23 protein-coding genes and 1 riboswitch are annotated in these 21,946 nt (G+C 71.2%); of the genes, 6 read left to right on the plus strand and 17 right to left on the minus strand.

What is annotated here, in order from left to right; translation table 11 throughout:
- Positions 1–66: 66 nt before the first annotated feature.
- The 10 genes from hemL to hemE form a co-directional block, all read right to left on the minus strand.
- Positions 67–1,398, minus strand: coding sequence for a glutamate-1-semialdehyde 2,1-aminomutase (gene hemL, locus ACTWQD_RS04820; RefSeq protein WP_443195043.1), 1,332 nt, complete (start codon positions 1,396–1,398; stop codon positions 67–69).
- 22 nt (positions 1,399–1,420) lie between these two features.
- A complete protein-coding gene (locus ACTWQD_RS04825; protein ID WP_443195044.1) occupies positions 1,421–2,527 on the minus strand; it encodes an LLM class flavin-dependent oxidoreductase in 1,107 nt (368 codons plus the stop codon).
- Complete coding sequence (hemB, locus tag ACTWQD_RS04830) at positions 2,524–3,507, minus strand: porphobilinogen synthase (protein WP_443195045.1); 984 nt, start codon at positions 3,505–3,507, stop codon at positions 2,524–2,526. Before hemB ends, ACTWQD_RS04825 begins: the two co-directional genes overlap by 4 nt.
- On the minus strand, positions 3,504–4,484 hold the full coding sequence (locus ACTWQD_RS04835; RefSeq protein WP_443195046.1) for a uroporphyrinogen-III synthase: 981 nt from the start codon (positions 4,482–4,484) through the stop codon (positions 3,504–3,506). The genes hemB and ACTWQD_RS04835 overlap by 4 nt, the downstream gene beginning before the upstream one ends.
- Positions 4,485–4,504: 20 nt before the next feature.
- Positions 4,505–5,503: a hydroxymethylbilane synthase gene (gene hemC, locus ACTWQD_RS04840; RefSeq protein WP_443195047.1), complete on the minus strand. Its 999-nt coding sequence runs from the start codon at positions 5,501–5,503 to the stop codon at positions 4,505–4,507.
- Positions 5,500–6,762, minus strand: a complete 1,263-nt coding sequence (locus ACTWQD_RS04845; protein WP_443195048.1) for a ferrochelatase — start codon at positions 6,760–6,762, stop codon at positions 5,500–5,502. The genes hemC and ACTWQD_RS04845 overlap by 4 nt, the downstream gene beginning before the upstream one ends.
- Positions 6,759–7,472 carry a hydrogen peroxide-dependent heme synthase gene (gene hemQ, locus ACTWQD_RS04850; protein WP_443195049.1) on the minus strand — a complete coding sequence of 238 codons (714 nt, stop codon included), beginning with the start codon at positions 7,470–7,472 and terminating at the stop codon, positions 6,759–6,761. Before hemQ ends, ACTWQD_RS04845 begins: the two co-directional genes overlap by 4 nt.
- 133 nt (positions 7,473–7,605) lie before the next feature.
- The gene (locus tag ACTWQD_RS04855) at positions 7,606–8,274 is read right to left on the minus strand and encodes a hypothetical protein (RefSeq protein ID WP_443195050.1); all 669 of its coding nucleotides are present in this window, start codon (positions 8,272–8,274) and stop codon (positions 7,606–7,608) included.
- 244 nt (positions 8,275–8,518) lie between these two features.
- Positions 8,519–10,006 (minus strand): protoporphyrinogen oxidase, encoded by a 1,488-nt coding sequence (hemG, locus tag ACTWQD_RS04860; RefSeq protein WP_443195051.1) that lies wholly within the window; start codon positions 10,004–10,006, stop codon positions 8,519–8,521.
- 3 nt (positions 10,007–10,009) lie between these two features.
- The gene (gene hemE / locus ACTWQD_RS04865) at positions 10,010–11,107 is read right to left on the minus strand and encodes a uroporphyrinogen decarboxylase (protein ID WP_066440414.1); all 1,098 of its coding nucleotides are present in this window, start codon (positions 11,105–11,107) and stop codon (positions 10,010–10,012) included.
- Positions 11,108–11,289: 182 nt separating this feature from the next.
- Here hemE and ACTWQD_RS04870 point away from each other — a divergent pair, with 182 nt between their 5' ends.
- Positions 11,290–12,618, plus strand: coding sequence for a glutamyl-tRNA reductase (locus ACTWQD_RS04870; protein WP_443195052.1), 1,329 nt, complete (start codon positions 11,290–11,292; stop codon positions 12,616–12,618).
- Positions 12,619–12,685: 67 nt separating this feature from the next.
- Here the strand turns inward: ACTWQD_RS04870 and ACTWQD_RS04875 are convergent, their stop codons facing one another.
- Positions 12,686–13,387, minus strand: coding sequence for a TetR/AcrR family transcriptional regulator (locus ACTWQD_RS04875; RefSeq protein WP_443195053.1), 702 nt, complete (start codon positions 13,385–13,387; stop codon positions 12,686–12,688).
- A gap of 105 nt (positions 13,388–13,492) precedes the next feature.
- Between ACTWQD_RS04875 and ACTWQD_RS04880 the strand changes: the two genes are divergently transcribed.
- Positions 13,493–14,704: a glycosyltransferase gene (locus ACTWQD_RS04880; RefSeq protein WP_443195054.1), complete on the plus strand. Its 1,212-nt coding sequence runs from the start codon at positions 13,493–13,495 to the stop codon at positions 14,702–14,704.
- 63 nt (positions 14,705–14,767) lie between these two features.
- Here ACTWQD_RS04880 and moeB read toward each other — a convergent pair whose 3' ends face one another.
- A complete protein-coding gene (gene moeB / locus ACTWQD_RS04885) occupies positions 14,768–15,979 on the minus strand; it encodes a molybdopterin-synthase adenylyltransferase MoeB (RefSeq protein ID WP_443195055.1) in 1,212 nt (403 codons plus the stop codon).
- Positions 15,980–15,985: 6 nt separating this feature from the next.
- Here moeB and ACTWQD_RS04890 point away from each other — a divergent pair, with 6 nt between their 5' ends.
- The 3 genes from ACTWQD_RS04890 to ACTWQD_RS04900 all read left to right on the plus strand — a co-directional run bounded on the left by ACTWQD_RS04890 (position 15,986) and on the right by ACTWQD_RS04900 (position 17,384).
- Entirely contained in the window at positions 15,986–16,729 is a 744-nt protein-coding gene (locus ACTWQD_RS04890) for a TetR/AcrR family transcriptional regulator (protein ID WP_443195525.1), read from the plus strand.
- Between the two features lie 77 nt (positions 16,730–16,806).
- On the plus strand, positions 16,807–17,031 hold the full coding sequence (locus ACTWQD_RS04895) for a DUF3107 domain-containing protein (protein ID WP_066440444.1): 225 nt from the start codon (positions 16,807–16,809) through the stop codon (positions 17,029–17,031).
- Positions 17,032–17,081: 50 nt separating this feature from the next.
- Entirely contained in the window at positions 17,082–17,384 is a 303-nt protein-coding gene (locus ACTWQD_RS04900; RefSeq protein ID WP_443195056.1) for a hypothetical protein, read from the plus strand.
- Between the two features lie 101 nt (positions 17,385–17,485).
- Here ACTWQD_RS04900 and ACTWQD_RS04905 read toward each other — a convergent pair whose 3' ends face one another.
- The 4 genes from ACTWQD_RS04905 to ACTWQD_RS04920 form a co-directional block, all read right to left on the minus strand.
- On the minus strand, positions 17,486–17,815 hold the full coding sequence (locus tag ACTWQD_RS04905; RefSeq protein ID WP_443195057.1) for a 4a-hydroxytetrahydrobiopterin dehydratase: 330 nt from the start codon (positions 17,813–17,815) through the stop codon (positions 17,486–17,488).
- Positions 17,816–17,850: 35 nt separating this feature from the next.
- Positions 17,851–18,678, minus strand: coding sequence for a thiazole synthase (locus ACTWQD_RS04910; RefSeq protein WP_443195058.1), 828 nt, complete (start codon positions 18,676–18,678; stop codon positions 17,851–17,853).
- Positions 18,679–18,683: 5 nt separating this feature from the next.
- The gene (gene thiS / locus ACTWQD_RS04915; RefSeq protein ID WP_443195059.1) at positions 18,684–18,920 is read right to left on the minus strand and encodes a sulfur carrier protein ThiS; all 237 of its coding nucleotides are present in this window, start codon (positions 18,918–18,920) and stop codon (positions 18,684–18,686) included.
- The gene (locus ACTWQD_RS04920) at positions 18,917–20,353 is read right to left on the minus strand and encodes an FAD-dependent oxidoreductase (RefSeq protein WP_443195060.1); all 1,437 of its coding nucleotides are present in this window, start codon (positions 20,351–20,353) and stop codon (positions 18,917–18,919) included. Before ACTWQD_RS04920 ends, thiS begins: the two co-directional genes overlap by 4 nt.
- Positions 20,347–20,475: riboswitch (TPP riboswitch) on the minus strand. It overlaps the preceding gene by 7 nt.
- A 26-nt stretch (positions 20,476–20,501) precedes the next feature.
- Between ACTWQD_RS04920 and thiE the strand changes: the two genes are divergently transcribed.
- Positions 20,502–21,215, plus strand: a complete 714-nt coding sequence (thiE, locus tag ACTWQD_RS04925; protein WP_443195061.1) for a thiamine phosphate synthase — start codon at positions 20,502–20,504, stop codon at positions 21,213–21,215.
- A 56-nt stretch (positions 21,216–21,271) separates the two neighbouring features.
- Here thiE and ACTWQD_RS04930 read toward each other — a convergent pair whose 3' ends face one another.
- The gene (locus tag ACTWQD_RS04930; protein WP_443195062.1) at positions 21,272–21,943 is read right to left on the minus strand and encodes a ferritin-like fold-containing protein; all 672 of its coding nucleotides are present in this window, start codon (positions 21,941–21,943) and stop codon (positions 21,272–21,274) included.
- Positions 21,944–21,946 lie beyond the last annotated feature (3 nt).

Below are 21,946 nucleotides of genomic sequence, written 5' to 3' on the forward strand. Positions count from 1 at the left end.
GGGTGCCCAAAGTGTTTAACAGACGACGCCGGGACCGGCGCCTGCCTGCTGTGCCCGGCTCCGGCGTCAGGCCCTGGCAGCGGCCGCGGCCTTGGCGGCGGCGGGCAGGGCGTCGAAGATCCGGTTCATCGCGGCGTCGTCGTGCGCGGCGGAGAGGAACCAGGCCTCGAAGACCGACGGCGGCAGGTAGACGCCGGAGTCCAGCATCGAGTGGAAGAAGGGCGCGTAGCGGAACGCCTCCTGGCCCTGCGCGTCGTCGTAGTTGTGCACACCCCGTGCGGAGGTGCCGAACGCCACGGAGAACAGGTTGCCGGCACGCTGGATCGAGTGGTCCACGCCCGCCGTGTCCAGGGCGGAGGACAGGGCCGCGGACAGCTCCAGCGAGCGGGCGTCGACGAACGAGTACACCTCGTGGGTGGCGTGCGTCAGGGTCGCGACGCCGGCGGCCATCGCCACCGGGTTGCCGGACAGCGTGCCCGCCTGGTAGACGGGGCCCACCGGGGCGAGATAGTCCATGACATCCGCGCGGCCGCCGAGGGCCGCCGTCGGCATGCCGCCGCCAATGACCTTGCCGAAGGTCAGCAGGTCCGGGGCCCACGGCTCGGCGGCGCCGGCCGCCCCGCCGGTCAGGCCCCAGTAGCCCGCGTAGCCGGTCCGGAAACCGGTGAGGACCTCGTCGAGGATCAGCAGGGCGCCGTGCTCGCGCGTGATCCGGGCCAGCCCGGCATTGAAGCCCTCACCCGGGGTGACCACGCCCATGTTGGCCGGCGCGGCCTCCGTGATGACAGCGGCAATGTTGGGTCCGTGCGCCTGGAAGGCCGCCTCGACCGCGGCGAGGTCGTTGTACGGCAGCACCAGGGTCTCGGCGGCGGTGGCGGCGGTGACGCCGGCGGAGCCGGGCAGCGCCAGGGTCGCCAGGCCGGAGCCGGCGGCGGCGAGGAGTCCGTCGAGGTGGCCGTGGTAGCAGCCGGCGAACTTGATGATGAGGTTCCGGCCGGTGAACCCGCGGGCCAGCCGGACCGCCGTCATGGTCGCCTCGGTGCCGGTGGACACCATCCGGACGCGCTCAGCGGCGGGAACGCGCTCCTGCACGATCGCAGCCAGGTTGGCCTCGTCCGGCGTGGAGGCGCCGAAGGACAGCCCGCGGTCGACGGCGGCATGCACCGCGGCGAGGACCTCCGGGTGGGCATGTCCCAGCAGCGCCGGGCCCCAGGAGCACACCAGGTCCACGTACTCGGCGCCGTCGGCGTCGGTCAGGTACGGGCCCTTGGCGGAGACCATAAAGCGCGGGGTTCCGCCGACGGAGCCGAACGCGCGGACCGGGGAGTTGACGCCGCCCGGCATCAGGTGGCGGGCGCGGTCGAAGAGTGCCTCGTTGCGAGGGTGGCTGGAAGTCATGGTTCCTATTCTTTCAGTTCCGTCAGTCGTTGGGGGCCGCGGCCAGCAGGCTGGCCACGCGGGGCGCCACTACCGTGCCGAACAGCTCGATCGAGCGCATCATGGCCTTGTGCGGCAGCGAGCCGCTGCCGTATTTGAGGTCGAAGCGGTCCACGCCCAGGTTCTGCTTGAGCAGGAGGATCTTCTGCGCCACGGTCTCCGGGGATCCGACGTACAGGGCTCCCTCCGGGGTGCACATCGCGTCGAATTCACGCCTGCTTCCCGGGCCCCAGCCGCGTTCGGCCCCCAGCCGGTTCCGCAGGCCCAGCCAGTGCGGGAAAAACTCCTCGCGGGCTTCCTCGTCCGTTTCGGCTACATGGCCCGGCGAGTGGGTGGCGACCTGCTGCATCGGGTGCCCGTACCTGGCCATGGCCTCGCGGTAGAGGTCGGCCAGCGGCGCGAACGACCGGGGTTCCCCGCCGATGATCGCGAAGATGATGGGGTACCCGTATTCGGCGCAGCGCAGCACGGATTCAGGGGTTCCGCCCACACCGATCCAGGCCGGCAGCAGGTGGTGCTCCAGCGGCGGATAGACGCTCAGTCCGTTGATGGCCGGGCGGGTGCGGCCTTCCCAGCGGATGGGCTTCTGGGCGCGGGCCTTGTCGAAAAGCTCCAGCTTCTCCTCGAACAGGACCTCATAGTCGGCCAGGTCCAGGCCGAACAGCGGGAACGACTCAATGAAGGAGCCACGGCCCAGCATGACCTCGGCCCTGCCGTTGGAGATGGCGTCAACTGTGGAGAAGCGCTGGAAGACCCGGATGGGGTCATCGGAGCTCAGGACGGTGACGGCCGAGCCGAGCCTGATGCGTTTGGTCCGGGCGGCCGCCGCGGCGAGGAACACCTCGGGTGCCGAGACGGCGTAGTCCTGGCGGTGGTGCTCCCCCACACCGAACGCGTGGAGGCCCACCTCGTCCGCGAGTTCGGCCTGCTCCAGCAGCTGGCGCAGCACTTGGGCGTGCGGGACGGGGTGCCCGTCCGGGAAGACACCTACGTCGCCGAAGGTGTTCAGTCCCAGCAGGATGCGTTCCGGGCCGACGGGGGCCGTGGGGTTCGCCGGCGACGCCGGGTCGAGTGCGGCCGCGGCGTTCACCGGGCCTCCTTCAGCCAGCCGGCGAGTTCGCTGGCCCAGTAGGTCAGGACCATGTTGGCCCCGGCCCGCTTGATGCCCAGCACGGATTCCGTGATGGCGGCCCGCCGGTCGATCCAGCCGTTGGCGGCGGCTGCCTCGATCATCGAGTACTCGCCGGAGATCTGGTAGGCGGCCACCGGCACGGGGCTCATGGCGGCGACGTCGGCGAGGATGTCGAGGTAGCTCATGGCGGGCTTGACCATGACCATGTCGGCGCCCTCCTCAAGGTCCAGTTCCACCTCGAGGAGCGCCTCGCGGCGGTTGGCGGCGTCCATCTGGTAGGTGCGGCGGTCACCCGTCAGCTGGGAGTCGACGGCCTCGCGGAACGGGCCGTAGAAGGCCGAGGCGTATTTCGCGGCGTAGGCGACGACGGCGGTGTTGGCGTGCCCGGCGTCTTCGAGCGCCTGTCGGATCACGCCGATCTGGCCGTCCATCATCCCGGACGGGCCGAGCACGTGGGCGCCGGCCTCCGCCTGGGCCACGGCCATGCGGCCGTAGATCTCCAGGGTGGCGTCGTTGTCCACGTAGCCGTGGGCGTCGAGGACACCGCAGTGCCCGTGGTCCGTAAATTCGTCCAGGCAGACGTCGCTCATCACCACCAGGTCGTCCCCGACCTCGGCACGGACGTCCCGGATGGCCTTGTTCAGGACGCCGTCGGGGTCGAGCGAGGCGGTGCCGGCGGCGTCGCGGACGGCGGGGATGCCAAAGAGCATGATGCCGCCGACGCCGCGTTCCACGGCCTCGGCGGCGGCGCGCTTCAGGGTGTCCGTGGTGTGCTGCTGGACGCCCGGCATCGAGGCGATGGGGTTCGGCTCGGTGAGCCCCTCGCGGATGAAGGCCGGCAGGATCAGCTCCGCGGCCGAGAGGCGGTGTTCGGCCGTCAGCCGGCGCATGGCGGGGGTGGTGCGGAGCCGGCGGGGGCGGTGGGTCGGGAAGCTCATGGGGTGTCCTTTGCTGGAGTCTCGGCGGCGGGCGGTGCGGCTGATGGGTGCGGGGCGGCAGGAGGGCCGGCCAGGGACCGGAGGACGGCGTCCACCAGCCCCGACGCCGTGGGTTCGTCGGCGACGGCGGCGACGGCCAGGCCCAGCGTCTCCGCCTCGGCGGCGGTGGACCGTCCGATCGCGACGAAGCGGCAGGGGCCCAGCGGGGCGAGGTCCCCATGGATGCGGCGTGCCGCGCTGGGCGAAGCGGCGACGACGGCGTGCACCCGTCCGGCGTCGACCTCGGCTTTCGCCTGGGCCGGGGTGAGCACGGCCGCCGGGGTGCCTTGCTCGGGGCTCTCCCGCTCCACGTCGTCCCGCTCTGTATTATCCCGCTGCGGCGGCAGGGACGCGGCGAGGCTGCGGCGCGGGTCGGCAGGGTAGTCCACGGTGCGGTACGCGGTGACGGCCTGCACGGAGGCGCCGCGGGCCACCAGGCCGCGGCGGAGCCGGGGGTCGGCAATATCGGCCTGCGGCAGGAGCACGCTGCCCTGGTGCTCGGGCCAGATGTCCAGCAGGCCGGCTCCGGACTTCTGCCCCGTCGGGCAAAGGTCGACGGCGACGCCGCGGGATTCGAGGAAACGCCGGGTGGCGGGGCCGATCGTGGCCACGAGGAGGTTGCCCGGCAGCCAGCTGCTGAGGGTAGTGCCCCGTTCGGCGGCCTTGGCCTCAAGCGCCTGGACCGTGGTCACGCTGCTGACCACCAGCCACGCATAGGCGCCGGCGCCGAGCGCGTCGAAGGCGACATCCAGCGAGTGCTGGTCGCTGGCGACTTCGAAGTCGATGAGCGGCAGCAGCAGGGGTTCGGCACCGGCGCCGCGCAGGGCGGTGACGAGCTCCGCCGCGCGGTCCGGGCTGCGGGCGACGAGCACCCGGGCGCCGGACGGGGCGCGCGTTCCGCGCGGCCCGTCCCCGGAAGGGGCACTGTGCCGTCCCATGGACTGGTGGCCGCCGCGGTTCAGGAGGCGGCCAGGTCCGCGATGTCGCCGGCACCGCGGGCCAGCAAGACTTCGGCGAGCTCTATCCCGAGCAGGGTGGCCCCGACCTCGGTCAGCCCGTCCGTGGCCTTCTGGTCCCGGACAGTGGCTGTCCCGTCGACGGCGCACACCACGGCCTCAAGGTGCAGCATGCTGCCCTTGCGGTAGGCGTAGGCTCCCACCGGCGCGGCGCACCCGGCTTCGAGCCGGGCCAGGAGTGCCCGCTCGGCAGTGACGGCCAGGCGGGTGTCGGGATCGTCGAGGGCAGCGAGGGCCTGCGCCAGCACACCCTGGGACCCTTCGGTGGATCCCGCCTTCCGGGGTGCGTCGGCGGAACGGCACTCGATCGCGAGGGAGCCCTGTCCGGCGGCGGGCAGCATGACCCCGGTATCGAGGTACTCGCTGACCGCGTCGAGCCGGCCGATCCGGTGCAGTCCGGCGGCGGCGAGAACCACCGCGTCAAGATCGCAGCTCTTGCCGTCCACCACGGCGTCGGTGGTGTTGCCCGGCAGCCCCGGGACGCGGCCCAGGCGGGTTTCCACGTTGCCGCGGATATCCCGGATGTCCAGGTCGGGGCGGGCGGCGCGCAGCTGGGCCGCGCGGCGCGGCGAGCCAGTGCCCACGGTGGCGCCCTGGGGCAGGTCGGCCAGCTTGAGCCCGTCGCGGGCGCACAGGACGTCCCGGACGTCGACGCGTTTCGGCGTCGCGGCGAGGCTCAGTCCGAGGGCCGGCCCGGTGGGCAGGTCCTTGAGCGAGTGCACCGCCACGTCGCAGGCGTCCTGAAGCAGGGCATCGCGCAGGGCGGCGACGAACACGCCGGTGCCGCCCATCTGCGACAGCGAGCCCTTGAGGACATCGCCGTCGGTACGGATGCGGACCAGTTCAACCGGGAACCCGCCGACGGCGGCGAGCTGGTCCGCGGTCTGCTGCGTCTGGGTCAGGGCCAGTTTGCTGGCCCGGGTGCCGATCCGGACGGTCACGGTGCTTCCGTGCCTGCCGGAGCGGAGGAACCTGCCGGGTAGGGGTCGTGGCCGGTCCCGACGGTGGTGTCGGCCCCCGCGATGGTGGGCTTTTCGCCGCGGAAGTTGGCGCAGCAGCCCGGGCGGCAGACGTCGTACCAGGGGCCGAGGTCCGTCAGGTGCGGCCTGTCGGCGATGTTGTTGGCAGCCGTCCGCTCGCAGACCAGGTCCACGATGCCGGCGACGAACTTGCGGTGCGTCCCGGGCGTGGGGACCCGGCTGGCGGCGAGGCCCAGGTTGGCGCACGTTTCGAGGGCTTCAGTATCGAGGTCCCAGACAACTTCCATGTGGTCGCTGACGAAGCCGAGCGGCACAATCACAATGCCCTGGACGCCCTGGTTGGCGAGTTCCTCGATGGCGTCGTTGATGTCCGGCTCCAGCCACGGCACGTGCGGGGCGCCCGAGCGGGACTGGTAGACGAGGGACCAGGGGGCGGTGTCGCCGGTTTCGGCTTCGACCCGGCGGATGACCTCGGCCCCGGTGGCGAGGTGCTGCGCGACGTAGGCGGAGTCCTCCTCGAAGCGGCGCGGTTCGGCGTCGGAGCGCCCGGCTGCCTCCGCATCGCGGGTGGGGATGGAGTGGGTGGCGAAGAGGACGTGCACCGGCGCGTCGGGGGTGCCGGCCGCGGCCAGTTTCGCGCGGACCTCGGCGAGGCCGGCCGCGGTGCCTTCAATGAATGGTTCGACGAAGCCGGGGTGGTCGAAGTACTGCCGGACCTTGTCGACTTCGAGCTTTCCGTCGAGGCCGGTCTCGGTCAGGGCCATGCCGATGTCCTCGCGGTACTGGCGGCAGCTGGAGTAGCAGGAGTAGGCGCTGGTGGTGACCATCAGGACCTTGCGGTGCCCGGCGTCGTAGATGTCTTGGAGGGTCTGCGGGATGTAGGGGTCCCAGTTGCGGTTGCCCCAGAACACCGGCAGGTTGATTCCGCGGGCGGAAAGCTCGGCCTCGATGCCGGCTTTGAGCGCACGGTTCTGGCCGTTGATGGGGCTGATGCCGCCGTTGGCGCGGTAGTGGTGCGAAACTTCTTCGAGCCGCTCGTCCGGGATGCCGCGGCCGCGGGTGACGTTGCGCAGGAACGGAATAACGTCGTCCTGGCCCTCGGGCCCGCCGAAGGAGGCGAGGAGGACGGCGTCGTAGTCCTTGGGGGCCATCCGGCCGGCCTCGGTCACCGGGTTGAGGGACGTGGCGGCGGCGGTGGACTGGTTTTCCAGCGGGCTCATGACAGGACCTCGGCGATCTCGGCTGCGCTCACGCGGCGGCCGGTGTAGAACGGGACTTCTTCACGGACATGGTGGCGGGCTTCGGTGGCGCGCAGGTGGCGCATCAGGTCCACGAGGTCCACAAGCTCGGGGGCCTCGAGGCCAAGGATCCATTCCCAGTCGCCCAGGGCGAAGGAGGACACGGTATTCGAGATGACCTGGGGGAAGTCGCGGCCCAGCAGCCCGTGGTCGCGGAGCATGGCGCCGCGTTCGGCGTCGGGCAGCAGGTACCACTCGTAGGAGCGGACGAAGGGGTAGACGCACAGCCACTCCGCCGGTTCAACGCCCCGGGAGAAAGCGGGCGTGTGGTTCTTGGCGAACTCCGCCTCCCGGTGCACGCCCATGGCGGACCAGGCAATCTCGGTGCCGGTGAAAAGTTTGCTCCGGCGGATGTCCCGGACGGCCCGCTGCAGGGCTTCGGGCTGGGGACCGTGGAGCCAGACCATGATGTCCGCGTCTGCGCGCATGGCGGAGACGTCGTAGCTGCCGCGGTGCACCACACCGGCCTCGGCCAGCCGCGCCGTCAGGGCGTCGAACTCGGCGGCAGCATCGGTGCTGCGGAGCACGTCCGCGGAGCGCTTGAAAACCGTCCAGAGCGTGAAGAACTGCTCCCCTGATTCTTCGCTGGCTGTTTCAGTTTTAGTGACAGTTTCGGCAGAAGTGTGGCTCATGGATACCAGTTTGCCCCTTCCCCTCAGCTAAGTCGAAATAAAGCACTTCTACAGCGCGTAGAAGTGCTTTATTTCACAAAGCCGGCTGCTCTGTCGCTGGGGCTGGGGCTCCTCCGGGGTGCCGGGCCGGGACTCAGGCCCGGCGCATCCGCAGGACCACGACGCCGGCGACGAGGGACAGGGCAACAAGGCCGACGCCGAGGCCCAGCAGCGGCGACGGGCCGGCCGGTTCACGGGTGGACGTCGCCTCCATGGAGGTGCTGCCGGAGCGTGGCGTGGCGGACGGTGTCGCCGTGCCAGCCACGGCTGACGGGGACGCAGCTGACGGGGAAGCGGCCGCCGGGGCGGGGGCCTGGGCCGGAGCCTCCGCGGCGGGGGTGCCGGCCGGGACCTCCGTCACGGGGACGGCGTCGGCCGGTGCCGGCTGCTTGGCCGGCGCGGCCGGGGCGGGCACGGCCGGAGCAGCGGGAGCGGCGGGTACTGCCGGCTGCGGCGCAGCGGTCGGGGCCGGTACCGGGGCGGCGGGCGGCGCAACAGGCTGCGGGGTGACCGACGGCGGCGGGGACTTGCTTGGGGGCTGGCTGGGCTCCGGATCGTCCGGGTCGTCCGGGTCCTCGGAGGGGGTGGGCTTCGGTGAGGAGCCCGAGGGTGAGGGAGTCGGCGAGGGGTGCTTCGCGGGGCCGAAGAGGCCGTCCACCAGACCGTTGAGGTCGAGGGACAGCACCTGTGCCGCGGCCGGAGCGGATGTTTGTGCGCCCGCGGCAGCGTGCGCTGCAGGAGCGCCTGCGGAAAGTGCCAGCACCACTCCAAGCGCTGCAGCTGCCGTGCTGCGCCGGAGTCCCCCATGGCGGCCGGCCTGCGTTTTTTTAACGTGGGACCTGTGCGTAACCATGGTCATCGAGCCTAGCCGCCCGGGCGGGCGGGGGAAAATTTGCCGTTCCCCCGGATTCCGGGTATCCGCCGCGCGTTCCGGCGTGTTCCGGCGGCCGGACCGGCGCCTGTTCCGGCGGCTGTTCCGACGCCTCGAGGCGGCGCGCCGGAGACGCTCAGGACAGCAGGTGCCGGACCTGGTCCGGGGTGTCGGCGGCGATCGCCGCGAGCCCGTTGCCGGAGAGCCAGCCGCCGACCACGGCCACGGTGCCGTCCGCGGCGCAGATGCCGCGCACCTCGGCCACGCGCTGCTTGTGTCCGAGCGAGGCGAAGGGCAGGGCGCCGCCCCACCGCACAACGTCCCAGTCCACAACGTTCCCGGCCGTGACCTGCGCGGACAGCAGGGCTGAGGCGTCCTGCAGCGCCGCCTGGAACAGCTCGCCGTCGGTGCGGGGCTCCGGCCGCTGGCGGACGCCGTGGCGTGCGTCGCCGCGGCCGTAGGAGAGCCGGAGGACGTGGGTACCGGGGCGGGTCTGCTCCGCGAGCCAGCCCCATTTGGCGGTGGCGTGGGTGAGGGCCTTGGCCTGGATTCCCGGGCTCTGCGGCGCGACCAGGACGCCGGTGCCGCGCGGCCTGGCGTCGAGCTGCGGGAGGTCCACAACAAGTGTGACGAGGCTGACGTCGGGCCCGGCGTCGGGACGGAGGGCGGCCAGCCCGGGCAGGGCCCCGGCGAGCAGCTCGACGGCGGCCGGTCCTTCCACCGCGACCACCAGGAGCCCGGCGTCGTGCGCAGTGCCGCCGGCGGATACCCGCCAGCCGCCGGCGGTGCGCTCCACAGAGTCAGCGCGGGTTCCGGCGAGCAGCGTTACTCCCTGGCCGCGGAGCTCGGCGAGCAGTGCGGAAATGAGTGTGTGCATCCCGCCGCGCAGCCCGGCAACGGCCGATCCCGCCTTCTGCAGCCCCGCCGGGGGCGACATCCGGGACGACGCCGGGGCCGGCCCTCGGTTGCGCTGGATTCCCCTGCTGCGCTGGGCGGCGACGGCGGCGGCGAGGGATCCGTGGCTCCTGATCCCGGCGCGCAGGCCGGGCGCCACCATGTCGATGTCGAGGACGTCCGGATCTGCGGAGTGGACCCCGCCGACCACCGGCGCCACCAGCCGTTCGAGCACGCGCCGGCCCATCCGGGCCCGGACCAGCGCCGAGACGCTGGTCGCCTGCTCCCGGGTGCCCACGGACGCGGGCAGCAGCCTGTCGAGCGAGGCCCGGAGCGAGCCGGCCAGGCCGAGGGAGCGGCGGACTTCCGGGTCCCAGGGGCTGGCCGGAATGCCAAGCACCCCGGTGCGGGGAAGTTCGCGGGGGCCGTCGGGCAGCTGCACCCAGGCGCCACCTGGATTCGGTGTCACGATGGCGCCGGCAAGGCCCAGCTCTGCCGCCAGATCCGCCACCGCGGAGGACCGGGTGGCGAAGGACTCGGCGCCGCTGTCCAGGGTGAGGCCTGCCACCACGTGGCTGCCGACGCAGCCGCCCCAGGTGGCGGCGGCCTCCAGCACGGTGGTGCTGACACCAGCCTGTGCCAGCGTGCGGGCTGCGAGCAGGCCGGAGATTCCGCCGCCCACCACCACGGCTGTCCGGCCAGGTGTGACGGGCGCGGCGGCTGCCTCCATGGCCTACTCCGGGGAGATCGAGTGGATGAGTTCCACCACGCGCGTCAGCACGGTGGGGTCCGTCTCCGGCGGCACACCGTGGCCGAGGTTCAGCACGTGGCCCGGGGCTGACGCGCCGGCGGCGATGACGTCGCGGACGTGCGCCTCCAGCACCTCCCACGGAGCGGACAGCAGGGCCGGGTCGATATTGCCCTGCAGCGGCACGGTGCCGCCCAGCCGGCGGTTGGCCTCGTCGAGCGGCAGCCGGTAGTCCACGCCCACGACATCGACGCCGACGTCGCGCATGGCGACCAGCAGCTCCGAGGTTCCGGTGCCGAAGTGGATCAGCGGGGCGCCCAGTCCCCGGACGTGGTCCAGGGCGCGGGAGGAGGCCGGCGCGACGAAGCGCTGGTAGTCGGCAAGGCCCAGGGAACCCGCCCACGAGTCGAAGAGCTGGCCCGCGGAGGCGCCGGCTTCCAGCTGGGCACGCAGGAACATGCCCGAGGCGTCCGCGGCCCAGTTCGCCAGCGCGGTCCAGGTTTCGGGGTCGGCGTGCATCATGGTGCGCGGGCCGAGGTGGTCGCGGGACGGCCTGCCTTCCACCATGTAGGCGGCCAGGGTGAACGGCGCGCCGGCGAAGCCGATCAGCGGTGTGCTGCCCAGCTCGGCAACGGTGAGCCGGACGGCCTCGCGGATCGGTTCCAGCGCCTCCCAGGTCAGCTGCGGGAGGGCCGCGACGTCGGCTGCGGTGCGGACCGGGGCGTCCAGCACGGGGCCGACGCCGGGGACGATGTCTACCCCCACACCCGCCAGCTTGAGCGGGATGACGATATCCGAGAAGAAGATGGCGGCGTCGACGTCATGCCGGCGGACCGGCTGCAGGGTAATTTCTGCGGCCAGTTCGGGCCGGAGGCAGGAATCCAGCATCGCGACCCCCTCGCGCACCTTCAGGTACTCGGGCAGGGAGCGCCCGGCCTGCCGCATGAACCAGACGGGCCGGCGGGAGGGCTTGCCGCCGCGGTAGGCGGTGATCAGCGGGGAACCCGCGGTGCGGCCGTCCATCAGGGGGTGCCCGGCGCCGAGGCCGGAGATTTGGGGAGTTGCCGCAGTGCTAGGAGTCATGACTCCGATTGTGCCGAAAATCGGCTCCAAAAGATAACGACAGCCTGTCACCGGCAGTGCCTTGCGGCCCGGCCGGAACGCGCGCGGCTCCTGCCCGTGGCCGGAATCACATCCCTGCGTGTGCGGTCACACCCCCGCGCAGTTGTTCTACGGGGGAACGAAAAAGCTATGATGATCCTGCTGTGGTTCTTTTTTCTCTGGTGGCGACTCACGCCGACATCGACCTCGAGACCGTTGCTCAACTGAGCACCGGCGCTTCAGCGCTCGCCACATCCGCCCTTGCCGGATCGCCGGCCGTCGCCGGCGCCATTGTCCTTTCCACCTGCAACCGCTTCGAAATCTACGGCGAAGCCCCGCACCCGGATGACGTCGACAGCGCCCGGGCTGCCCTGATTGCCCAGCTCAGCGGATCCACCGGACTCAACGAACAGCTCGTCGCGCGGTCCTTTAATACCCACACGGGCCCGGACGTCACCCGGCACCTGTTCTCGGTGAGCTCCGGGCTCGATTCCGCCGTCGTGGGCGAACGCGAGATCGCCGGCCAGGTGCGCCGGGCCCTGATCACCGCCCAGCACGAGGGCACCGCCAGCTCCGGCCTGGTCCGGCTGTTCCAGGCCGCGTCAAAGACCGCCAAGGACGTGGGGGCGCAGACCGCCCTCGGCGCCCGCGGCCTGTCAGTCGTCTCCGTGGCCCTCGACCTCGCCACGGAACTTTCCGAAAATCCCGACTGGTCCGCCAAGAAGATTGTTGTCTTCGGCACCGGAGCGTACGCCGGCGCCACCATGTCGCTCCTGCGCGAACGTGGCTGCACCGACGTTTCCGTCTACTCCTCCTCCGGCCGCGCCGCCGGCTTTGTCGCCACCCGGGGCGGGACGGCGCTCGACGCCGAAACGCTTCCGGCCGCCGTTGCCGCCGCCGATGTGATGATCGGCTGCAGCGGCGCGGACACCCGCGTCGAGGCCGCAGAGCTCGCCGCCATCCGGGCGGACTCGCCCCAGCCCCTGATCGCCATCGACCTCGCCCTCACCCACGATTTTGATCCGGCCGTCGGTTCGCTCGACGGCGTCGAGCTCCTCACCCTGGAATCGGTGCGCCTGGCCGCCCCGCAGGAACAGGCCGAGTCGCTGGCCCAGGCCAGCAGCATTGTGGCCGGCGCGGCCAGCGCTTTCGAGCAGGAACGCGAAGCCCGCTCGGTGGACTCGGCCATCGTCGCCCTGCGGCGCCACACCATGGATGTGCTGGACTCGGAAATGGAGAAGGTCCGGGCGCGCCACGGCTGCACCGCCGCGGCCGAAGAGGTGGAGTTCGCCCTCCGCCGCATGGTCAAGCAGCTGCTGCACGTCCCCACGGTCCGGGCCCGCGAGCTGGCCTCCAACGGCCAGCAGGAGGACTACGTCGCCGCCCTCGAGGCGCTGTACGGCATCACCGTGGAGCCGGCCGCTGCAAAGCCCGCCGCCGAGTGCCCCGTTGTCCACGATGCCGGGGACGAAGCCCGCCGGCACACTGCCTAAGCGGACCGCCGCTCCCCCGCACGCCGTGGCGGTCCAACCGCAGGCCAAGCTGCAGGCTCAGCCGGACTCAAGCCGTACCCGAGGCCGGAACCCCCGCGCCCGCCAAGTAAGTGGTGAGGACGCTGGTGAATACTTCTTCCGGCCTCTCGGGTTCGTGCTGCCCGGTCATTGCGCCGGCAAGCAGCGGGTAATCCCCGGACATAAGAACCTCGGTGACGTACCGCGCGCGTGCCGGTGCGGCGCCGTCGCCAGTCCCGGCCACGGCGGCCAGCTCATTCTGCACAAAGGCTGAGGTAATGGCCGTCATCATGGCCACAGTCTGCAGCTTGGCGGGGCCGGGCATGTCCACCGCCTGCAGGGCAGCCAGGGCCCGCTCGAGGTAGCGGAGCGAATTGGGCCCCATCGAGGGCCGGGTCAGCAGCAGCGGGGCCAGCCACGGATGCCGGTGCATGACGGCCCGCCCCTGCAACGCCAGATCCAGCAGCTGGGCCCGCGGCGGTCCGGCGGAGGGGCCGACGCCGTATTCACCGCTGACCGTGTCCATCATGAGTTCGACGAGTTCGTCGTGGGATTTCACGTAGCGGTACAGGGACGCGGCACCGGCCCCGACAGCGGCAGCGACGCCCCGGATGGACACCGCTGCCAGGCCGTCCCGGTCGGCGATCGCTACCGCCGCGAGCGCGATTTCCTGGCGCGAGTGCCCCGGCTTAGGGCCGACGCCCGCGCGCTCCGGCCGCCGCCAGATATCGGTGGGGTCATTTAATGGCAACTCCGTCCCGCCTTTCATCCCGTCAACTGCACTTGTCCCAGTACCCATTCCACTCTATCTTTAACTGCGAACACTGATTGCAATTAGGGGAAATGAGGGAACGGCATGCGGGTACTTATGGTGACGCCCGGGACCCGGGGCGATGTAGCCCCGATGGCGGGGCTGGGCAGCAGGCTGCGGCCTTTGGGCTTCGACGTCGCCATCGCGGCCGATGCCGCCTATGCGCCGCTGGTCACCACGGCTGGGTGCGAGTACCGCGAACTGCCCGGGGACATGAGCCACCTGGTCAGCCCCGCGCCTCCCGGACAGAAGGCCACCGGCGCAGATTTGCGCTGGTATCTGCGTGAACTCGGTGACTATTTCGCCCTGGCCGCAGCCGGTACGGTGGCCGCGGCCGAGGCAGGCGCCGACGTGATTATGGCCAATGCGGTGGCCCCGTTCGCCTACGACGTCGCCGAGGCTCTTGGCGTCCCCGCCCTCGGCGCCCACCTGCAGCCCAGCGAACCCAGCGGCGCCTACCCGCCCGTGGTCCTGGGGACCGCCCGCAGCCTGGGCCCGGTTGCCAATAAACTGCTCGGCTCGCTGGTCTCCGCCGGCAAGGCGCCGTATGACGCCCCGGCAGCGCGCATCCGCCAAGACCTCGGACTGGACACAAAATCCCGGGCCGCCGCCGAGCGGCACCGCAGAAAAGCCAACAGCCCCATCCTCCACGGCATCAGCCCCACTGTCCTGCCGCGCCCGGCGGACTGGCGGTCCGGACTCGCCTTGACCGGCTACTGGTGGCCCGGGGCCGAGCCGGGCTGGCAGCCATCCGCCGAGTTGCTGGGGTTCCTCGCGGACGGACCGCCCCCGGTCTTCGTCGGCTTCGGCAGCAGCGCAGCCCTGGACGCGGATTTTATGCTCGACGCCGCCCGCCGCGCGGGCGTGCGCGCGGTGCTGCAGGGCGTGGAAGGTGTCTCCGATCCCGGAGCCATCGGCGTCGGAGCCGTGCCGCATGAATGGCTGTTCCCGCAGATGGCCGCGGTGGTCCACCACGCCGGGGCCGGGACCGCCGCGGCCGGGCTCCGCGCCGGTGTGCCGACGGTCAGCGTGCCGATCTACACGGACCAGCCGTTCTGGGCCGCGCGGATCGCGTCCCTCGGCGCGGGCCCGCCAGCGGTCCCCTACAAGGAACTTTCGGTTGAACGGCTGGCTGCCGCCATCACGCAGGCGACGACGGCGCCGGGGTACGCCGCACAGGCACGCCGGCTGGCGGCCGCCCTCGCGTTGGAGGACGGAACCGCGCCCGTCGCAGCCGCACTTCGGGCCGCCGGATAGCACACGCCGGCCCGCGGGCCCGGCGCGTCACGCCCTTTGCCGCGGCAGACACCGGCTGATCCGTTAGTAGACCGGCTTCCCGGGCTCAACGTCCCGCACCCAAGCCAGGATGCCGCCGTCGAGGTGGCTGACCCGTTCGTAGCCGGCGGCCCGGGCAGCGGCGAGGACAGCTGCGGACCGGGTGCCGGCCTTGCAGTGGAACACGATGTCCGTGTCCTGCGGCAGCTCCTGCCATGCCTCCCCGGCGAGGATCCGGCCCTGCGGGATCAGCACCGCCCCGTCGATCCGGACGACCTCGTATTCCCCGCTTTCGCGCACGTCCACGAGGTGGAAGTCCTTGAGCCCGGCGGTGCGGGAGGCCAGCATCGTGGCCAGCTGCGTCGCCGTCACGGTGTGCTCGGTGCCCGCCTCGGCGGGCGGTGCGATGCCGCAGAACGCCTCATAGTCCGTCAGTTCCGTGATCCGCTCCGCCTCAGGATCGCGGGAAACCTTGATTTCGCGCCAGGAGCCGCCGAGGGCGTCGAAGAGCGCCACGCGGCCCAGCAGGGACCGCCCGACGCCGGTGATCAGCTTGACGGCCTCCGTCACCATCAGCGAGCCGACGGCTGCGCAAAGCATGCCGAACACGCCGCCTTCGCCGCAGGACGGCACGGAGCCTGCCGGCGGGGCTTCGGGGTACAGGTCGCGGTAGGTGGGGCCGTATTTTTCCCAGAAGACGCTGACCTGTCCGTCGAAGCGGAAGATCGATCCCCAGACATAGGGCTTGCCCAGGATCGCCGCGGCGTCGTTCACGAGGTAGCGGGTGGCGAAGTTGTCGGCGCCGTCGAGGATGAGGTCGTACCCGGCAAACAGTTCCAGGGCGTTGGAGGCGTCGAGGCGGACGTTGTGCAGCTGCACCTTAACGAGCGGGTTCAGGGCGGCGATGGCGTCGCGCGCGGACTCGATTTTGGGCCGGCCCACGTCCGCCACCCCGTGGATGACCTGGCGCTGGAGGTTGCTCAGGTCCACGGCGTCGTCGTCGATGATCCCCAGGGTCCCCACCCCGGCGGCGGCCAGGTAGAGCAAGGCCGGGGAGCCGAGCCCGCCGGCGCCGATCACCAGGACCTTGGCGTTTTTCAGGCGGCGCTGCCCCACGGCCCCGATTTCCGGGATGATGAGGTGCCGGGAGTAGCGTTCGACTTCTTCCGAGCTCAGGCCATCCGCCGGCTCCACCAGCGGTCCGGGCACCGGTTCCGGGGTTGCGGGGGCTGCATGCGCGGTGTTCTTGGAAGCCATACTTCAATCTATGCCCGAAGATGCCGCCAGGTCATATTACTGCCACGTAAAGTAGGAGTAACAGCAAGCGAAAGAAGGCCGACAGTGGTTCATCAGGCACCGGTTGAGCGGGGTCACGCAGGTAAGTCGCCGGAGGCACCGGCACGGGGCGGGCAGCGGTCGGCGCGGCTGCCCCGCGATGAACGCCGGGCGCAGCTGCTCGCGGCGGCCCAGGAAGTGTTCGTCGCCAACGGGTACCACGGTGCCGCCATGGACGAGATCGCCGAGACCGCCCACGTCAGCAAGCCCGTGCTGTACCAGCACTTCCCGTCCAAACGCGAGTTGTACATCGCCCTGCTGGAGAGCCAGCTGAGCAAGCTGACCGAGCTCCTGCTGGGAGCCCTCAACTCGACCACGGACAACGATGAGCGCGTCCAGGCCGTCATGCGGGCGTACTTCCACTTCATCGCCAGCGACGATCAGGCCCACCGCCTGGTGTTCGAGTCCGACCTGGTCAACGACCCCGACGTCAGCGCCCGGCTGGAAACGTTCAACAAGACCTTCGCCGACGCCGTCGCCCGGGTCATTGCCGAAGACACGAAGCTGCCCGAACTGGAGTCCCAGCTGCTGGGCCGCGGGCTCGCCGGACTGGCGCATGTCAGCGCCCGGTATTGGCTGGAAACCGACGGCAATCTTGACCTCGATGTGGCCAGCGACCTGATCTACCGTTTAGCTTGGCGCGGAATCTCCCGCTTCCCGAAGGAAACCTAGACTACAAATAGAGTTAACGCTTTGATTTTGTTGGTCCTTGATTTTTGTTGGACTTTGATTGGCTGGGAGGCCTTGCTGTGGAAGTAAAGATCGGCATTCAGAACATCGGCCGCGAGATTGTCCTGGAATCGGCACAGGATGCCGACGCTGTGGCCAAGGTGGTGGGCGAGGCGATTGCCAAGGGCACGGAGCTGCGCCTGACCGATGAGAAGGGCCGCCAGATCATCGTTCCCGCGAACGTGCTGGGCTACGTTGAAATCGGCGCCCAGGAAGTACGCCGCGTCGGTTTCGGCGCGCTCTAGCACCACCGGCCGCTGCTGACCCGGTTCCCAGATCTGCGAGGAGTCCAAACGTGCTTTCCCTGATTGTGGTTGCCCTGGTGACCGTGGCCGCGGGCTTTGTGGTGTGGGCCAATGACAAACGGCACGCCAAGTACGGCATCGCCGTCCCGGCGGGTGTCTCACTCACCGCCGGGATGGTGAGCTGGATGATCCTCATCGCCGCCGGCCTGGGCTACCAGCCCGGGCTGACGTGGATTCCCTGGGTGCTGCCGATGGTCCTGGGCGCTGCCGCAGCCGTGGCGGCCGTCCTCTATCTGGGCAAGACCCGCACCGGCCGCGACACCGCCAGGCTCACCGCCATCCTGCGCGCCTAGCACTTCGCCGGGCAGCAGCCCCGCAACTGTGACCGCCACCCGCCCGGGTGGCGGTCACAGTTCGTCTAGGGCCCGCCGTCCGCCGGCGGAAGGGCGCGCGCCTACTGCGGCGGAGGCTCCGCGACGGCGCCGATCCGGGCGGCCGCGGCCGCGGCGGCCGTTGCAGCGGCGACGTCCCGCCGCGTGACCTTGCCCCCGGCGTCATGGGAGCTGTACCGCAGGAAGACCCTCCGGTAGCGCCAGTCCAGGTCGGGGTGGTGGTTCTGCTCTTCGGCCAGGCGCCCGACGGCGGCGATCAGCTCCAGCGCTGCGGCCGCCGTCGGCGCCTTGTAGACGGTGGCCAGGGCGCCGAGGCTGTGGCGCCAGTCCGGCAGCCCGGCCAGGGCCGCGTCGATCTGGCTCTCGGTGAGGACGTCCTCTGCGGCTGCCATGGCAGGCTCCCTTCTACTGAGTGGTCCGGCGGGGCCTAAAGGAATTCCGCCCGGCCCTCCATGGCGGAGGACGCCAGCGCGTGCTCCCGGCGCGGAATCCGGCCGGCCCTTTTCGCCAGCCTACCGGCGATCACCGCGTGCCTGAAGGCCTCCCCCATGAGCACCGGATTCTGCGCCCGGGTCACGGCGGTGGCCAGGAGGACGGCGTCGCAGCCAAGCTCCATGGCCAGGGCGGCGTCGGACGCGGTGCCGATCCCGGCGTCGAGCACCACGGGAACGGAGGCCCGCGCAACGATCAGTTCGATGTTGTGCGGGTTCAGGATGCCCAGGCCGGTGCCGATGGGCGCGCCGAGAGGCATCACCGCAGCTGCGCCAAGATTTTCCAGCCGCAGGGCAAGGACGGGATCGTCGTTCGTGTAAGCGAAGACCTTGAACCCCCGGCCCACAAGTTGCTCGGTGGCTTCGACGAGTTCGACGGCGTCCGGCAGCAGGGTGTGCTCGTCCGCGATGACCTCCAGTTTCACCCAGTCCGTTTCGAGGGCTTCGCGGGCCAGTTCGGCGGTCAGCACCGCGTCCCGGGCGGTGAAGCAGCCCGCGGTGTTGGGCAGCACCCGGATGTTGTGGTCCAGGAGCAACTGGAACAGCGACCCGGTTTCCGCCGTGGAGTAGCGGCGCATGGCGACGGTGGTCAGCTCGGTGCCGGACGCCAGCAGTGCCGCCCCCAGCCCGTCGAGGCTCGGTGCCCCGCCGGTGCCCATGATCAGCCGCGACCCCAGCTGCACGCCGTCGACAATGAACGGATCCTTGGCCGCGGTAAACGTGTCCGGCGCCGCGCCCGCTGCCTGCACCGTGTTTTCCTGCACGCTGCTCATCCTCCCTGCACCGCCGTGACCAGCTCGATGTCGTCGCCGTCGGCGAGCGCGGTGCCGTGCCACTGGCTGCGGGGCACCACCTCCGCGTTGCGTGCGACGGCGACGCCCAGCTTCCGGCCGTCCGCCGACTGCCCGTCCGGGGCGAGCTTCCGGCCGGTGACCCGGCTGACCAGGGTGCCTACCGAAGCGCCGTCAGGCACGGTGTGCCCGGTTCCGTTGAGTGTGATGTTCATGCCGTGTCCTTGCTGTGCTCGGGGGTGGAGTGTGTGCTGGTGGATGCTGGGTCCCGCGTGGCGCCGGCCGGGACGCCGAGGGGCCTGCCGTCAGCGGCAAGCGTGCCGGCGGCGAACCTGTCCGGCCGGAAGCGGTACCACCGGGGGTCCTCGGTGCCGTCCAGCAGCTGCCGGCAGATCTCGCCGGCCGCGGGCGTCAGCAGGACGCCGTGCCGGAAGAAGCCGGTGGCAATGACCAGCCCGGCAATGTCCCCCGTCCCGCCCCGCTCCGCCACCCGGCCCAGCAGCGGCGCATTGTCCGGGGTGCCGGGGCGTGCCCTGGCGGTGGCTTCCAGCAGCTCCAGTTCGGCGACGGCGGGGACCAGCTGCTGGGCGTCCCGCAGCAGCTGGTACACCCCGCCGGCGGACACAGCTGAACCGGCCGGAGGGCCGTCCGCCGCGTGGCCGGGCGCTGGCGCCTGCACGTTTTCGCCGAGGGCGTCCTCCCGCTGCGTTGCTCCGATGACCACCGTGCCGTCCTGCCGGGGCACGATGTAGACGGGCACCCCGCGGACCAGTCCCCGCACGGTGGAGGTCAGCAGCGGCCGCAGCTTTTCCGGCACCCGGAGCCGGAGAATGTCGCCGTGGACCGGCCGGAGCGGCAGGCGGAGACCGCAGGGCAGGCCCTCAAGCGCGCCGGCGCCCAGGCCGTTGGCGACGATGGTTTCGGCAGCCAGGACGGTGCCCCCGCCGGCGAGGGTCGCCCCAGCGACCTTCCCGTCCTCCCAGAACAGCCCGGACGCGCGCCGGGGAACCATCCGGTGCCGGCTGTCCGCGGCAAGGAGCTCCCGGAGCCGGGCGAGCAGCCGGCGGGGGTCCACCTGATGGTCGGCGGGGATGTCGAAGGCGCAGGAGATGCCGGGGCTCAACAGGGGTTCACGGACGCGGGCTTCCCGGACGGTCAGCGGCTCCACCGCCAGCCCGGAGGCCCGCTGCACGGTGCGCAGGTCCGCGAGCGCCCGGCGGTCGGCGGCGTCGGCCCCCACGGCGAGGGTCGGCGTCGTGAGGTAGCCGGTGCTGTTCCCCGCTCCCCCGGCGCTGCGCTTCAGTTCAACTTCCTCCAGTCCGGTTCCCTCCAGTCCGGCGGCGAAGTCCGGCCAGAGGCGGGAGGACTCCAGCATCAGCTCAAGGAGGGCTTCCTCCTGGTAGTGCAGTTCACTGACGGGGGCCAGCATGCCGGCGGCTGCCCAGCTGGCGCCGCTGCCCGGGGCGTCGTCGATCAGGGCAACCGTCCGGCCTGAGCGCCGCGCTGCCCACGCGATCCCGTGCCCCACCACGCCGCCGCCGATCACGGCGACGTCGTAACATTTCCGGGCTTCGGCGTCATCAGCGGCCCCTGCAGTCGGCGGAGCATCTCTGGCCGCGGCCGGGCCCGGGACGGGTGTGGTGCCCATGGGGTATTCCTTCCCTACGCCGGTACTAACCGGATCAGGTCAAGCGGTCGGCTCTGACGCCCTCTCAGCCTGCCGCTCCGGACACCAGGGGCGTGCGGCGGCGGGCTCCCGCGGTATGCGCCCAGTGTAGAGGAACTAGGCTGGGGCCATGAGCCAGGATGCCCTCCCCACCGCTGCCCGCCTGTACCTTTGCACCGATGCCCGGCAGGAGCGCGGCGACTTCGCGGACTTTGTGGACGCGGCCTTTGCCGGCGGTGTGGACATCATCCAGCTGCGCGACAAGTCGCTGGAGGCAACCGAGGAGCTGGAGCTCCTGGACATCCTGAACCAGGCGGCGCAGCGCCACGGCCGGCTCTGGTCCGTCAATGACCGGGCGGACCTCGCGTCGCTTTCCGGGGCCCCGGTGTTCCACATCGGGCAGAAGGACCTCCCCGTCGGAGCGGCCAGGGAATTCCTGGGCGGGGACACCCGGATCGGGCTCTCCACCCACACCCCGGAGCAGGTGGATGCCGCCATCGCGTCCGCGGCCGCCGGCAACAGGCTGGACTACTTCTGTGTGGGTCCCGTGTGGGCCACACCCACCAAGCCGGGACGCGCCGCCGTCGGGCTGGAGCTGGTGCAGTACGCCGCGGACGCGACTCTGCGCGCAGCATCGGACAGCACTGCAGCGGCGGACAGCACTGCAGCGTCAAACAACACCGTGCCGTGGTTCGCCATTGGCGGCATCGACCTCGGAAACGTGGAGCAGGTGGTGCTGGCGGGTGCGCGCCGGATTGTGGTGGTCCGCGCCATCACCGAGGCCGATGATCCCGCGGCAGCCGCCGGAGCGCTGCTCGAAGCCCTCGACGCCGCAGCGAACTGACCCACGCCGCCCGCCTCAGCACGCCAGGCGCGGCCCGTCAGGCCAGCCGGGCCGGCTCAGCCGGTCAGGCCCAGCTGCGTCATCCGGCGGGAGTGGTTGGCCGCCAGCTCCGCCATGAGCACGCGGGACAGCTCCGCGGCGCTGTCCTCATCGGCGCCGGCCAGGCCGCCGACAAACCCGTGCTCGACGCTCACCCGCTGGGCCTGGGTCAGGGCCTCACCGAGCAGGCGCCTGGCCCACAGCGCCAACCGTGACGCCAGCCGCGGGTCATCGGCAAGGGCCGCCTTGAGCCGCTCCCGGAGTACGGCCGTGGCCTCCTCGTCGGCCTGGATGTGCTCCACCAGCGCCCGGGTCTCGGCGTCGACGTGCCGCGAAATGGCGCGGTAGAAGTCGGCGGAGACCGTGTCGATCACGTAGGCCTTCATCAGGGATTCGTACCAGTCCGCGGGGCGGGTGCGTTCGTGGAAGTGGTCCACGGACGGCTGGAACGGCACCATGGCGGCCTCCGCATCGAGTCCTATGGCGTCGAGCCGGGCGCTCACCAGTTCGTAGTGCTGGAATTCAATCACCGCCAACCGGCCCAGCACTGCGCGGTCGTGCAGGGACGGCGAATACCGGGCATCGGAGGAGAGCCGTTCGAAGGCGGACAGTTCGCCATAGGCCATCACGCCCAGCAGATCCTTCAGGAAGCTGTTGTAGCGGGCGGGATCAGCCTGGGAGGTGGTCATCTT

The organism is Pseudarthrobacter sp. 1C304, from assembly GCF_052245515.1.
Taxonomy (GTDB): domain Bacteria; phylum Actinomycetota; class Actinomycetes; order Actinomycetales; family Micrococcaceae; genus Arthrobacter.

What these genes read in the sequence shown, in the direction of transcription:
- hemL (WP_443195043.1), bottom strand. Translation starts at nt 1,398, where the DNA reads ATGACTTCCAGCCACCCTCGCAACGAGGCACTCTTCGACCGCGCCCGC.
- hemB (WP_443195045.1), bottom strand. Translation starts at nt 3,507, where the DNA reads ATGAGCTTCCCGACCCACCGCCCCCGCCGGCTCCGCACCACCCCCGCC.
- ACTWQD_RS04835 (WP_443195046.1), bottom strand. Translation starts at nt 4,484, where the DNA reads ATGGGACGGCACAGTGCCCCTTCCGGGGACGGGCCGCGCGGAACGCGC.
- ACTWQD_RS04845 (WP_443195048.1), bottom strand. Translation starts at nt 6,762, where the DNA reads ATGAGCCCGCTGGAAAACCAGTCCACCGCCGCCGCCACGTCCCTCAAC.
- hemQ (WP_443195049.1), bottom strand. Translation starts at nt 7,472, where the DNA reads ATGAGCCACACTTCTGCCGAAACTGTCACTAAAACTGAAACAGCCAGC.
- hemG (WP_443195051.1), bottom strand. Translation starts at nt 10,006, where the DNA reads ATGGAGGCAGCCGCCGCGCCCGTCACACCTGGCCGGACAGCCGTGGTG.
- hemE (WP_066440414.1), bottom strand. Translation starts at nt 11,107, where the DNA reads ATGACTCCTAGCACTGCGGCAACTCCCCAAATCTCCGGCCTCGGCGCC.
- ACTWQD_RS04880 (WP_443195054.1), top strand. Translation starts at nt 13,493, where the DNA reads ATGCGGGTACTTATGGTGACGCCCGGGACCCGGGGCGATGTAGCCCCG.
- moeB (WP_443195055.1), bottom strand. Translation starts at nt 15,979, where the DNA reads ATGGCTTCCAAGAACACCGCGCATGCAGCCCCCGCAACCCCGGAACCG.
- ACTWQD_RS04905 (WP_443195057.1), bottom strand. Translation starts at nt 17,815, where the DNA reads ATGGCAGCCGCAGAGGACGTCCTCACCGAGAGCCAGATCGACGCGGCC.
- thiS (WP_443195059.1), bottom strand. Translation starts at nt 18,920, where the DNA reads ATGAACATCACACTCAACGGAACCGGGCACACCGTGCCTGACGGCGCT.
- ACTWQD_RS04920 (WP_443195060.1), bottom strand. Translation starts at nt 20,353, where the DNA reads ATGGGCACCACACCCGTCCCGGGCCCGGCCGCGGCCAGAGATGCTCCG.
- thiE (WP_443195061.1), top strand. Translation starts at nt 20,502, where the DNA reads ATGAGCCAGGATGCCCTCCCCACCGCTGCCCGCCTGTACCTTTGCACC.
- ACTWQD_RS04930 (WP_443195062.1), bottom strand. Translation starts at nt 21,943, where the DNA reads ATGACCACCTCCCAGGCTGATCCCGCCCGCTACAACAGCTTCCTGAAG.